Consider the following 13,526-nt stretch of genomic DNA (forward strand, 5'->3'; position numbering starts at 1 on the left):
GCTGATGGTAACTGTGCTTCGGAGAGCATCATCACCAGAACATGGACTTTAGTAGATGCGTGTAACAATACAACGACTGCCGTTCAGACCATTTCGGTTGTTGATACTACAGCGCCTACCTTTACCGTGCCTGCTGATATCACCATCGAGTGTGATCAAGATTCAACCGACTTGACCCTAACCGGTGACGTGACTGATGAAGCCGATAACTGTGCCACTGGACTAGAAGCCACTTATAGCGATAGCGTTGCTGATGGTAACTGTGCTTCGGAGAGCATCATCACCAGAACATGGACGCTAGTAGATGCCTGTAACAATACGACGACTGCCGTTCAAACCATTTCGGTTGTTGATACTACAGCGCCTACCTTTACCGTGCCTGCTGATATCACCATCGAGTGTGATCAAGATTCAACCGACTTGACCCTAACCGGCGATGTAACCGATGAAACTGATAACTGTGCCACTGGACTAGAAGCCACTTATAGCGATAGCGTTGCCGATGGTAACTGTGCTTCGGAGAGCATCATCACCAGAACATGGACCCTAGTAGATGCCTGTAACAATACGACGACTGCCGTTCAGACCATTTCGGTTGTTGATACCACAGCGCCTACCTTTACCGCGCCTGCTGATATCACCATCGAGTGTGACCAGGATTCAACCGACTTGACCTTAACCGGTGACGTGACTGATGAAGCCGATAACTGTGCCACTGGACTAGAAGCCACTTATAGCGATAGCGTTGCCGATGGTAACTGTGCTTCGGAGAGCATCATCACCAGAACATGGACCCTAGTAGATGCCTGTAACAATACGACGACTGCCGTTCAGACCATTTCGGTTGTTGATACCACAGCGCCTACCTTTACCGCGCCTGCTGATATCACCATCGAGTGTGACCAGGATTCAACCGACTTGACCTTAACCGGTGACGTGACTGATGAAGCCGATAACTGTGCCACTGGACTAGAAGCCACTTATAGCGATAGCGTTGCCGATGGTAACTGTGCTTCGGAGAGCATCATCACCAGAACATGGACGCTAGTTGATGCGTGTAACAATACAACCACGGCCGTTCAGACGATATCAATAGTTGATTCTACTGCGCCAGAGGTTACAACCGATTTGTCAGACATCTCTGTGAACTGTGACAACATTCCAGAGCCTACAACTTTAAGTTTTGAGGACTGTTCTGAAGTTAGTGTCATTGATTTTTCAGAAGCGACCACGTTCGATGGTTCCAACAACAATTATGATATTGTTTGGACATGGACCGTTGCCGATGCCTGTGGAAATGAGAATATATTTACGCAAAATGTATTTGTAACCGTTTCTGAAACCGTATTAACAATAACCGACAGCAGATGTACAGATGATGGCGATATAGACCTTTACGACTATGTTAATGCTACGGATGACAACGCTGATTGGAATATCGTTTCGGGTAACATAACGCCTAGTGATATTATCAACGGTATATTTGATCCTTCGTTATTAGATCTTGGAGAATACGTATTTAGCTATTCGGTATCTGATACATTTGGCTGCTTTACCACAACAGAAGTTGTTCTAGACATTAACGACGACTGCGTTGTGTTGCCAATAGAATGTTCAAAAGAAGACATTACCATTTCAAAAGCCATTACGCCTAATGGTGACCAATGGAACGAATATTTTGAAATACTTGGTGCAGAAGATTGCGGATTTACAATAGACGTAATGATATTTAACCGTTGGGGAGCCAAAATCTTTGACGCCAAAAACTATCAAAACAATTGGAATGGAAGTGCCCACAAGGCAGCAATTGGTACGGCAGATAAAGTACCAACAGGAACATACTATTACATTGTTAATTTAAGAAACAGTGGATTTGAGCCAATTACAGGACATATCTACGTAGGAACCAAATAAAAAGCTATAACCTATGAAATCTATTAGAAATTCTATAGTTGCTATTGCGCTGCTGAGTACGACATTAGGGGTGGCCCAACAGATGCCTCAGTTTACCCAGTACATGTTCAATACAATTTCTATAAACCCTGCATATGCAGGCAGTAGAGAGACCTTAAGCATTGTGGGGCTTCACAGAAGCCAATGGGTTGGGTTCTCTGGGGGGCCTATTACACAAACCCTATCGGTACACTCGCCTTTAAGGAATGAAAAAATTGGATTGGGCTTTTCGTTTATAAACGACAAGCTTGGAGATGAGCATTTTTCGTACATGTACGGCGATTTCTCCTACACTATTAACACTGGTGTAAAAACAAAATTAGCGTTAGGGTTAAAAGCCGGCCTTACCAGTTATCGATTGGATAGAGAAGCCTTAGACCCCAATGCCCAGGATCCTAACATTTACGGTATTGAAGACAGATGGAGCCCAAACATAGGTGCCGGTCTATATTGGCATACCAATAGATGGTACTTAGGGCTTTCGGCACCTAGAATTTTTACAAATGATTACCACGATAGCGATAGCGGTCAAGATTATGCCGCATTAGAAAGAATAAGCTACTATTTTACGGGAGGGTATGTGTTTGATTTAAGCCAAAACACCAAACTAAAACCCGCCTTTTTAGTAAAAGCGACCAATGGCGCACCGCTTTCTTACGACCTGACGGCCAACTTTCTATTCTACGAAAAGTTTTGGTTAGGCGCTGGTTACAGGTTAAACCAAAATACAGCTGCCCTTGGTGGGATTGCAGATTTTCAAGTCTCTAAACAATTGAGAATTGGTTATGCATACGAATACCCGCTTTCTGAAATTAACGATTATGTTGGCGGAACACATGAAATTCTAATCATGTTTGAATTATTTAAAACAAAAAGAGTTAAATCACCTAGATACTTCTAAAAACGAACAGCATGAGAACAAAAGTTATACTTACAATACTAGCATTAAGCAGCTCTCTTATCTTTTCGCAAGAAAAAGTTGCTGACAAGTTTTTTGAAAAGTACGCCTATTTAAAAGCAGCCGAACTTTACCAAGAAGCCTATAACAAAGGAAAAGATTCCGAGCATGTGCTTACCCGCCTAGGAGACTGTTACTACAACAACTCCAACCCCGAAGAAGCAGCAAAATGGTATAAAATGGCTTTGGATAAATACCATAAAATTGGCCCAGAGTACCTTTACAAGTACATACAAACCCAACGTAGTCTTGGCCATTATGAACAAGCCGACGAATGGCTGGTTAAGTTCAAGGAAATCCAATCGGATGACAGCAGAGTTGAAGAATTAGACGGAAGCAACCTACACCTATATAACGAACTGGCATCGGTTCAAGGGGTTAATGTCGATATAACCAACTTACCCATCAACTCTAAGTATGCCGATTATGGCTCACTTATGTTAGGGAACACACTGTACTTTTCATCTTCTAGAAATACAGACAACGAAATTTATAAATGGAATGGCGAGCCTCACCTAGATCTCTACCAAGCCACAAAAACCGTTGTTGAAGGAAAAATAGAGCTTACAGATGCGACAAGGCTTACCTTTGAAGGCCGAGACAGAAAAAACGTCCACGAAGCCAATGCCGCCGTTACCAACGATGGAAAAACCATGTATTTCACTAGGGACAATGTTAACAAAAGAAACAGGCTGCTTTACGACAGAGCCGGCACCACACACTTAAAAATATACAAAGCCCAACTTATTGATAGCACGTGGTCCAATATTGTAGAGCTCCCATTTAACGATAATGTTTACTCTACAGGTCACCCTGCATTAAGCCCCGATAATAAGACCCTGTATTTTGTTTCGGATCGCGATGGAGGTTATGGACAAACAGACCTTTATAAAGTAGCCATTAACAACGATGGTTCTTATGGTGCTGTTGAAAACTTGGGAAGCAAAGTAAACACCGAAGGACGCGAAGTGTTTCCGCATGTTGCAAAAGACAGTACGCTTTACTTCTCCTCAGATGGGTTTTTAAACCTAGGCCTGTTAGATATTTTTAAATCTAACATTATTAAAGATGAAGCTGCCGAAACCATTAACCTTGGAGCACCATACAATAGTGGTTATGATGATTTTGCCTATTTTGAAGATGAAGATGGCCGCGGCTATTTTGCATCTAACAGACCAGGCGGAAACGGAAGTGACGACATTTATGGCTTTCACGAATATGTATGCATGCAAATTGTTAAAGGCGTTGTAAAAGACAGTAAAACAAATGCACCCTTAGCCTTAGCTACAGTACAATTAATTGACGAAGCAGGCAAGATTGCCGAAACAGTAACCACCAACGAACAGGGCGAATATTCCTTTGAGGTTGACTGCAATAAAACCTATAATATTTTAGGAAGCAAACAAGACTACAAAGACGATTTAAAGGAACTTAAAACCACCGAAGAACACGAAAAAGAACATCTGGTGGATTTATACCTCATACCGCTTATCAATGATAACGAAATTGTAATCAACCCTATTTTCTTTAACTTTGACAAATGGGATATCAGACCAGATGCTGCCTACGAACTAGAGAATATTGTTTCGGTTATGCGTGCACATCCAGACATGGTTATTAAAATAGAATCGCATACCGATAGCCGTGGAAGCGACAAGTACAACATGAAACTTTCAGATCGTCGAGCGAAATCGACCAGAGATTACTTATTATCCAGAAACATCGCAGCAGAGCGTATAGAGAGCGCCATAGGCTATGGCGAATCGCAACTTGTAAACGAATGTGCCAATGGTGTAGAATGTTCTGAAGAAAAGCACCAAGAAAATAGACGATCTAAATTTTTAATTCTTCCAACAGAAGAATAGCCCCCCCTATTTATTTATAACCTATAAAACGTATTTAAGCCAAGTCTGAGACTCCTTACTTGGCTTAAATACTGTTTTACCATACAGGTAATAAGTTCTTGGTTAATTATAATTATTATAGCTTACATATTAGAATTTTCTACTCCCTTATTACCTAAAAGCCACTCTTATCTAGAGTGGCTTTTAAACTTTAATAATATGCCATAAAAAAGCCGCTCGATTAAAAGCGGCCTTGTCATTCATGATTAACATGAAAATCTAAAATTAACAACAAAAATTGTTAAACAATAATATAGCTTACATATTATCCTTAGTTTATTTTTTAATGAAAATGTTTGTGTAATACCACTTCCCTTGGTTGTCCATTTCTGCCGAAATATCAAAATTCGTAAAGTTTCCAAGCATAACATCCCTATGGCCCGGGCTATTTATCCAAGCATTAACAACCGACTCGGCAGACGAATACCCATAGGCTACATTTTCTGAAACATTAAGTGCTCCAGCATTGTTGATTAAAAAACTACTTCTTTCTGAAAAATTATCATGCGATACGTTGCTTTGCGCAATCATGTAATCGGTATGAGAATACGCTTGAGACTTAATAATGTTCATCTCTTGCAAGGCATTTTGCCCTTCGCTAAGCCTATAATTATTAATAAGCTCTAATATTTCTATTTCTATTTGTTTGGCTTGGGGTGCAGCTACTTCCGAAGCTGTGTCGTGTGCTTGCTCATCGATTTGTTCTGTTGAACAAGAAAAAGAGAGCAAACATAACAGCGCCATTAAAGGGAATAAGTTGTAACGTTTCATTGTTAAGCATGATAGATTTGGTTTAGTAAAGTTATCATCCTGTTTAAAATAAAATGTTAACAAAATGTTAAAATCGATAAAACACATGTATTTCATCGATTTTTAATGCTTTTTAACGTTTAGATATTCTTGATTTTACACAAAAACAACCTTTAATCGTCTTTTTTATGGAGATAATCGATTTTTACCCCACTCGCCTGTTTCTTCATTTTTTGTATATACAATTCTGTCGTGCAAGCGGTTAGGCCTTCCTTGCCAAAACTCAAGCTCTAACGGCAAAACCATATACCCACCCCACCAACTTGGCCGTTCTATACTTTTATTGGCATACTCCGCCTCTAAAGCTTCTAATTTGGTATCTAAAACCGACCTGTTTTTAACTACCTCACTTTGGTTGGAAACCCAAGCTCCTAACTGGCTACCCTTTGGTCTGGAATAAAAATACTCATCGTTTACAGCATTTGAGGTTTTTTTAGCCTGGCCTTTAATAATGACTTGGCGTTCTAAACCGGGCCAGAAAAAAGACAAACAAACTTTGGGGTTATTTAATATAGAAGCGCCCTTATGGCTGTTGTAATTGGTAAAAAAAACAAAATGGCCATCCATAATGTGTTTTAACAAAACAATTCTGCTTTCCGGAAAGCCACTTGCTCCAATTGTAGACAATGTCATGGCGTTGGCCTCGACCTCAGAAAATTGCTCTTCTACATCCTTAAACCACGCATTAAATAATACCATGGGATCGCTGGGAGTTTCTGCTTTTGTCAGGCTGTGTTTTTCATACGATCGTCTATAACTACCTAAGTCTCTATCCATTATATGTGCTATTTTTATTTTAATTTATTTTACTTTTTAACCTCATAAAATTAACATAAATTTAGAGAAAATTTTGTTTAAAATGACGTTTGAGAATAGCCCCTATTTTAAGAGTTATGAACATAAAAAAATAAGCCTCTCCTTTGGTGATTTTTACTTTCTTGACCATTTTTTAATTTCTGAATTGAATGAAGGCATTCATTTAGATTGGAAAAAAATACTAGAGGTTATCGCTGAAATTAAAGCCCACTATGGACCGAATAAAAAGTTGGCCTATATCTCCAATAGGGTAAACTCCTACTCTATTGAGCCACATTTGTGGATTAACTTTAATAAAGAGTTTGGTTTTATTATGGCTAGCGCTATTATTTCTTATTCTGAAATGAATTATATAAATGCCACCTTAGAAAAAAGGTTCTCCACCAAAAGCCTTAAGCGATGTACCAGCTTAGAACAAGCTATTGAATGGGTAGAGAATTTAAGGGAGTTTAATCAAAATAAAACACTTCACCTTCTTTAGCGAGTTTTATGTCACCACTAAAAACTGTTTGCGCTTCTTTTTTAAAGGCTTCTAAATTGTCGTAGCGTGTAGAGTAATGCCCTAAAACCAAAGTGCCTACCTCTGCTTTTTTGGCTATTGCTGCGGCTTGCTTTGCCGTGCTGTGTTTTGTGGGCTTTGCCAGTTTTTCGTGCTGCTCTAAAAACGTCGACTCGTGGTACAACACGCTCACCTCTTTAATTATTGGCACGATGGCCTCGTTATAAGCCGTGTCGCTACAAAAGGCATAACTTTTAGGTTTTGGTGGCGGCAAGGTAACTTCGGTGTTTTTAATTAAAACCCCGTCATTATTAATAACATCGCTGCCTTGTTTTAATTTTCTAAAATAAGCCTTATCGATGTTTGCATCAAGTGCAGCTCCTAACCGCAAGGTGCGTTCTCCCGGTTTTTCCTTAAACAAAAACCCGTTTGTGTAAATTCTGTGGTCTAATGGAATGGTACTAACTTCTACGGCATCGTCCTCATAGATTACTTCTGGCTCTTTGGATGTGAGTTCGTGAAAAAATAAATTGTAGTTGGTCCATGAGTCTGCCAACTTCATCTGTAGCGTAATAACCTCTTTTAGGCCTTTGGGGCCATAAACATGTAAATCGGCCTCTCTTGTTAGCAGCCTAAAAGTAGAAATTAATCCGACCAGACCAAAATAATGGTCGCCATGCAAATGCGAGATAAAAATGTGCTTAACTCTATTAAACTTAACCTTATTCTTTCTAAGCTGCACTTGCGTTCCTTCGCCACAATCTATTAAAAACACATGGTTTTTTATATCTAATACTTGGGCCGTAGGGTTGGTATTAATTCTTGGTGTGGCACTATGGCAGCCTAAAATGGTTAATTTCATATTAGAAGCCTAGATCTCTTTCCATTTCTTCCATTTCAATAACATCGTATGCTTCCTTTAGGGTTGGCACAACAACAATTTCGTCGGGCATCTCATCAAAATTGGCGTTGCTAGCCACCACAACAAAAGAATTCTTGGCTGCTCTATGGTCGTTAGAGATTTTTAAAAATTCGACCACATCTTGAAGCGAAACAGGTTTTAAGCCTGTTAAACTTACAACAATGTTATCGTTTTTAAATCCGTTGTACATGACGTCCAACTTCTTGACCAACTCGATAACTGAAGCTTTTTCCTGAGTGATTACGGTTATGTTACCGTTTCTGTCTATAATCATGATAATTACTGTTTTATTTTAGAAGCCAATAAGTAAATAACAGCCATTCTAACGGCAACACCATTTTGGACCTGTTCCAAGATAATGGCTTGATCAGAATCGGCAACATCACTTGTTATTTCCACGCCCCTGTTAATAGGGCCTGGGTGCATAATAACAATTTCTTTATCTAAGGTGTCTAACAATGCTTTATTAACCCCAAATTGCTGCGAATACTCTCTTGTTGAAGGAAAGTAGTTAATATCCATACGTTCGTTTTGCACACGTAACATGTTGGCTACATCGCACCATTCCAAAGCTTTTTTAAGGTTTGTTTCTACCTTTACCCCCAATTTATCGATGTATTTTGGAAGCAGTGTTTTAGGACCACAAACCATAACGTTAGCCCCTTGCAATTGAAGGGCATAAATGTTAGAAAGGGCCACCCTGCTATGTAAAATATCGCCAACAATAACCACATTTTTTCCACCTACCTCTCCTAAGCGTTCCCTTATGGAGTACGAATCCAGAAGTGCTTGGGTAGGGTGTTCGTGGGCACCATCGCCGGCGTTAACAATACTGGCGTTTATGTGTTTGGATAAAAACACCCCTGCTCCCGGGTTGGGGTGGCGCATAACCACCATATCGACCTTCATGGAAAGGATGTTGTTTACCGTATCGATTAAGGTTTCTCCTTTTTTTACTGAAGATTGCGCTGCCGAAAAGTTTATAACATCTGCCGACAAGCGTTTCTCTGCCAATTCGAAAGAGAGTTTTGTTCGTGTTGAGTTTTCAAAAAAAAGATTGGCTATGGTAATGTCCCTTAGTGAAGGTACTTTTTTAATGGGCCTATTAATAACCTCCTTAAAATGATCTGCTGTTTCAAAAATTAAGTCAACATCAGATTTTTTTAAATATTTTATTCCCAACAAGTGATTTACACTTAACTCGCTCATGGTATACAATTAGTTCTTTATTAAATATACAGCATCTTCCCCATCGTGTTCCTGCCATTTTACTTTAACCTTTTCCTCGTTAATGGCATCTACTTGCCTTCCTCTATAATTAGGTTGTATGGGCAAATGCCTGCTAAACCTTCTGTCTATTAGGGTTAGTAGCTCAATTTCATTAGGCCTACCAAACGATTGTATGGCGGTTAATGCTGCTCTTATGCTTCTTCCGGTATACAACACATCATCAATAAACACCACTTTTTTATTTTCGACCAAAAAATTAATCTGGGTGGTATTGGCTTCAAGTATTTTTTCGCCCCTTCTAAAATCATCACGGTAAAATGTAATGTCTAAAAAGCCCAATTTTATGTCTTTTATCTTGTAATCATGCTTTAAAATATCGGCTAACCTTTGGGCTAAAAACGTTCCTCTAGGCTGCAAGCCTATTAATACGGTGTTTTTAAAATCGTGGTGGTTTTCAATAAGTTGACAGGCCAGTCGATGAAGAATGATGTTTACCTCTTTTGCACTAAGTAAAGCTTTATGACTCATATTGTAACCAAAAGTATCTAAAAAGCAAAGTTACGGTAAAAAAGTGTAGGGTACAATCTAAAAATACGTATATAAAAAAAGCCTTGCAGATTTTGCAAGGCTCTTTTTTATTTTAGAATAGCGAAAGCAAATTAGCTTTTACCGTCCATTTTATCTTTAAGGGCTTGAAGCGTTTCGTTAGCATCGCCTAAAGTAGGTTTTGCTTCTGCCGCGGCGTTTGCAGCTTTCTTAGCAGCAGCCTTAACAATTTTAGCTTCTTCTTCTCTAAAGATAGCGGTATGCGAAGCAACTACACGTTTGAATTCTTTGTTGAACTCAATGATTTTAAATTCTGCTTCTTCGCCTTTCTTAAGTTTCTTTCCGTCTTCTTTTTCTAAGTGACGTGATGGAACAAAAGCAACGATATCTTCGTTAAACTCGATTGTAGCACCTTTGTCTACGATATCAGAGATTTCAGCTGTGTGAGATGTTCCTACAGCAAACTCAGCTTCGTATTTATCCCAAGGGTTGTCTGTTGTTTGTTTGTGACCTAAACTTAGTTTACGTCCTTCAACATCCAACTCAAGAACAACAACTTCCAATTCGTCTCCTACGTTACAGAATTCGCTTGGGTGCTTAATTTTCTTAGTCCAAGATAGGTCTGAGATGTAAATTAACCCGTCAATACCTTCTTCTAATTCAACAAACACACCAAAGTTTGTAAAGTTACGTACAATTCCTTTGTGCTTAGATCCTACTGGGTACTTGGTAGTAATGTCTGTCCATGGGTCTGGTGTTAATTGCTTAATACCAAGAGACATTTTACGCTCTTCTCTATCTAAGGTTAAGATTTCTGCTTCTACTTCGTCTCCTACAGATACGAAATCTTGTGCAGAGCGTAAGTGTGTTGACCAAGACATTTCAGATACGTGAATTAAACCTTCTACGCCTTCTGCAACTTCAATAAAGGCACCGTAATCTGCAATAACAACTACTTTACCTTTTACTTTATCGCCTACTTTAACGTCTTCACCTAAAGCATCCCATGGGTGCTTGCTTAATTGTTTTAAACCTAATTGGATTCTAGATTTATCCTCATCGAAATCAAGAATTACAACGTTAAGTTTCTGGTCTAATTCTACAATTTCGTTAGGGTGGTTAATTCTAGACCAAGATAGGTCTGTAATATGAATTAAACCATCTACGCCACCAAGGTCGATAAACACACCGTAAGATGTAATGTTTTTCACAACACCTTCTAGTACTTGACCTTTTTCTAATTGGCTGATAATTTCTTTCTTTTGCTCTTCAATATCGGCTTCGATAAGCGCTTTATGAGACACCACTACGTTTTTGAATTCGTGGTTGATTTTCACCACCTTAAATTCCATAGTTTTGTTTACATACGCATCGTAATCGCGAATTGGCTTCACATCTATTTGAGATCCTGGCAAGAACGCTTCAATACCAAATACGTCAACGATCATACCACCTTTAGTTCTGCACTTAACAAAACCTTTAACGATTTCGCCGTTATCGTGGGCTGCATTTACGCGATCCCAAGCTTTAATTACACGTGCTTTTCTATGCGATAATACTAATTGTCCTGTAGCATCTTCACGAACATCGATTAACACCTCTACTTTATCACCTACTTTTAGGTCTGGGTTGTAACGGAATTCGTTTAAAGAAATTACGCCTTCAGATTTTGCGTTGATGTCGATAATGGCATCGCGATCTGTAATGTGGATTACTTCTCCTTCAACAACCTCATCATCTAAAGTGTCTACAAAGTTCTCGGCAACTAATTGCTCGAACTCTTGTAATTGAGAATCTTCAACCTCATCAATACCTTCTTGGTAATTGTGCCAGTTAAAGTCCTTTAAAAATTGTTCTGGATTTTTTTGAGCCTCAGAAATTTGTACTTCTGGAGCTTCTGCTGTTTTTACCTCAGTTGCTTCAACTTCGGCTTGTTTTGCTTTGTCAGCCATGTGCTGATTAAAATTTGTATTCTGCATGGCTACGGAAAATTTAAAACGACACACACAGAAGTGTTTTATAAAAAGTTGTTTTAGCGCCTTTTCTCTTTTCCGATTATTCGTTGAAAAAAGGTGTGCAAAAATACAACTTTTTATGCAATTAGCCTAATGTTAGCACCTTAAAAATTAAAGGCTTATCTTTTTGTTTCTAAAGCCGTTTGAATAATTTGAAGTATTTTATTCAATTGGGCTTCTGGCGTAAGTGCCGAATTGTCGATTACAATGGCATCTTCGGCCTTTGTTAACGGCGAGTTTGCGCGATGCGAATCGATATAGTCACGTTCTTTTACATTTTTTAAAACCTCATCGAAAACAACCTTATCTCCTCTGTTTATTAGCTCATCGAACCGTCTTTGAGCCCGAACTTCGGCAGAAGCCGTCATAAAAATTTTAACTTCTGCATTTGGAAACACCACAGTTCCTATATCGCGACCATCCATAACCACCCCTTTGGCCTCGCCTATTTGGCGTTGTTGTTTAACCAGTTGGTAACGTACTTCTGGAATGGCCGCCACTTGGCTTACAAATGACGATACGGCCAACGTGCGTATTTGATTTTCTACGTTAGTACCGTTTAGATAAACTTCTGAAAAGCCTAAGTCGGGGTTAAACTGAAAATCGATTTTTAAATCGTGTAGACTGCCTATTAGCTCATTCACCTTAAAATCAGCTGCACTTATAAGGTTGTTTTGCATGGCAAAAAGCGTGACGGCCCTATACATGGCTCCACTATCAACATAGGTGTATCCCAAATGCGCTGCAATTTGCTTGGCAACGGTACTTTTACCTGTTGATGAATGGCCGTCTATGGCTATTGTAATTTTTTTCATTGGCCGTTTAAATCTATTTGCATGCCAAAAAAGTTGGCATTAGCGGCACTGGTGTAACGCGCATGGGTGTAACTAAACCTAAAATTACCAAATTTTAGTCCTAATCCTGCCGAGATACCAGAAAAATTACGCTGGTCTACAATACGCAATTCTTCCCCTCGTCTAAAATTATACCCCAATCGGATGTTAAATCCGCCCTTAGGGAACAATTCGGCTCCTATGATGGTGTGTCGTAAAACATTTCCAAAAAAGCTTACGTCGTCTTGGGTTTGGTTACCTTCTAAATCGCTTTCGGCGCGTGCTGGGTTGGCCACTCCTATTGGCCATTTCTGCAAGTTCTCGAAGGTTAGGTGCCACCGCAACGGAACATTTTCTAGGGTTTGCGACATTCCAAAAGCGACTTCAAACGGCAACGGTTCGTTTTGCCCAGCATAGGTGGTTATTTGCACACCTGCATTACGCACCACCAAGGACGCTTGAAATTCTATGTCTTCGTTTATGTACAACAGACCTGCATCAATTGCAGCACCAAAAGAATTATACTGCTCTAGTTTAGAGGTGATTAGTTTTAGGTTTCCTCCCAAATAAAAATCGGAATACCCTATTTGGCGGGCATAACCTACCGATAGGGCTGCTTCGTTCCCGGTAAAACTATTGGTCGCATTCCCGTATTCGTCGTAGCCATCAAACTGCCCGTAATTAATGTAATTAACACCTATGTGAAGGGTTTGTGTTCTTCGGTCCCAGGTATAGGCATAAGCAGCCGTTCCGTAATTTATACCCCCAAGGTAGCTGGTATAATTTACCGCCAATTGGTTGTCCATTGCAACATTTATGGTTGCCGGGTTGTATAATGCCTGAGTCACATCGTAATCGACATTGGTAAGTACTTTGCCTCCTAAAGCAGCTTGTCTGGGAGAGGCTACCAAATTAAGAAATTGATAGGTTGTCTCGCCACCAACCTGTGCTTTAACCACGCCAACCAGCAATATAAAAAACAAAGAAAGGGTAAAGGTTCTTGACATAAAAGATGCAAAATAACTAAATCTATCTTAAAA

13 protein-coding genes are annotated in these 13,526 nt (G+C 39.5%); 4 read left to right on the top strand and 9 right to left on the bottom strand.

Annotation, left to right across the window (positions count from 1 at the left end; translation table 11 throughout):
• From IA57_RS00010 to IA57_RS00020, 3 genes are all read left to right on the top strand, one after another.
• On the top strand, positions 1-1,914 hold a 1,914-nt coding region (locus IA57_RS00010), incomplete at its 5' end, for a gliding motility-associated C-terminal domain-containing protein (RefSeq protein ID WP_036117545.1).
• A gap of 13 nt (positions 1,915-1,927) precedes the next feature.
• Positions 1,928-2,854: a PorP/SprF family type IX secretion system membrane protein gene (locus tag IA57_RS00015; RefSeq protein ID WP_036117547.1), complete on the top strand. Its 927-nt coding sequence runs from the start codon at positions 1,928-1,930 to the stop codon at positions 2,852-2,854.
• Positions 2,855-2,865: 11 nt separating this feature from the next.
• Positions 2,866-4,776: an OmpA family protein gene (locus IA57_RS00020; RefSeq protein WP_036117551.1), complete on the top strand. Its 1,911-nt coding sequence runs from the start codon at positions 2,866-2,868 to the stop codon at positions 4,774-4,776.
• A 315-nt stretch (positions 4,777-5,091) separates the two neighbouring features.
• Here IA57_RS00020 and IA57_RS00025 read toward each other — a convergent pair whose 3' ends face one another.
• A complete protein-coding gene (locus IA57_RS00025; RefSeq protein WP_036117554.1) occupies positions 5,092-5,586 on the bottom strand; it encodes a CAP domain-containing protein in 495 nt (164 codons plus the stop codon).
• A gap of 165 nt (positions 5,587-5,751) precedes the next feature.
• On the bottom strand, positions 5,752-6,402 hold the full coding sequence (pdxH, locus tag IA57_RS00030; protein WP_036117557.1) for a pyridoxamine 5'-phosphate oxidase: 651 nt from the start codon (positions 6,400-6,402) through the stop codon (positions 5,752-5,754).
• A gap of 82 nt (positions 6,403-6,484) precedes the next feature.
• Here pdxH and IA57_RS00035 point away from each other — a divergent pair, with 82 nt between their 5' ends.
• On the top strand, positions 6,485-6,922 hold the full coding sequence (locus tag IA57_RS00035) for a hypothetical protein (protein ID WP_036117560.1): 438 nt from the start codon (positions 6,485-6,487) through the stop codon (positions 6,920-6,922).
• Here the strand turns inward: IA57_RS00035 and IA57_RS00040 are convergent.
• The 7 genes from IA57_RS00040 to porQ all read right to left on the bottom strand — a co-directional run bounded on the left by IA57_RS00040 (position 6,891) and on the right by porQ (position 13,493).
• Positions 6,891-7,802 carry a ribonuclease Z gene (locus IA57_RS00040; RefSeq protein ID WP_036117563.1) on the bottom strand — a complete coding sequence of 304 codons (912 nt, stop codon included), beginning with the start codon at positions 7,800-7,802 and terminating at the stop codon, positions 6,891-6,893. The genes IA57_RS00035 and IA57_RS00040 overlap by 32 nt on opposite strands.
• Position 7,803: 1 nt before the next feature.
• Positions 7,804-8,136, bottom strand: a complete 333-nt coding sequence (locus IA57_RS00045; protein ID WP_036117565.1) for a hypothetical protein — start codon at positions 8,134-8,136, stop codon at positions 7,804-7,806.
• Between the two features lie 5 nt (positions 8,137-8,141).
• Positions 8,142-9,071, bottom strand: a complete 930-nt coding sequence (locus tag IA57_RS00050; RefSeq protein WP_036117568.1) for an aspartate carbamoyltransferase catalytic subunit — start codon at positions 9,069-9,071, stop codon at positions 8,142-8,144.
• A gap of 9 nt (positions 9,072-9,080) precedes the next feature.
• Positions 9,081-9,620 carry a bifunctional pyr operon transcriptional regulator/uracil phosphoribosyltransferase PyrR gene (pyrR, locus tag IA57_RS00055; RefSeq protein WP_036117571.1) on the bottom strand — a complete coding sequence of 180 codons (540 nt, stop codon included), beginning with the start codon at positions 9,618-9,620 and terminating at the stop codon, positions 9,081-9,083.
• 131 nt (positions 9,621-9,751) lie between these two features.
• Positions 9,752-11,590: a 30S ribosomal protein S1 gene (rpsA, locus tag IA57_RS00060; protein WP_036117573.1), complete on the bottom strand. Its 1,839-nt coding sequence runs from the start codon at positions 11,588-11,590 to the stop codon at positions 9,752-9,754.
• A gap of 182 nt (positions 11,591-11,772) precedes the next feature.
• A complete protein-coding gene (gene cmk, locus IA57_RS00065) occupies positions 11,773-12,468 on the bottom strand; it encodes a (d)CMP kinase (RefSeq protein WP_036117576.1) in 696 nt (231 codons plus the stop codon).
• Positions 12,465-13,493 carry a type IX secretion system protein PorQ gene (gene porQ / locus IA57_RS00070; protein WP_036117578.1) on the bottom strand — a complete coding sequence of 343 codons (1,029 nt, stop codon included), beginning with the start codon at positions 13,491-13,493 and terminating at the stop codon, positions 12,465-12,467. The genes cmk and porQ overlap by 4 nt, the downstream gene beginning before the upstream one ends.
• Positions 13,494-13,526: the final 33 nt, after the last annotated feature.

The organism is Mangrovimonas yunxiaonensis (genome assembly GCF_000733475.1).
GTDB lineage: Bacteria > Bacteroidota > Bacteroidia > Flavobacteriales > Flavobacteriaceae > Mangrovimonas > Mangrovimonas yunxiaonensis.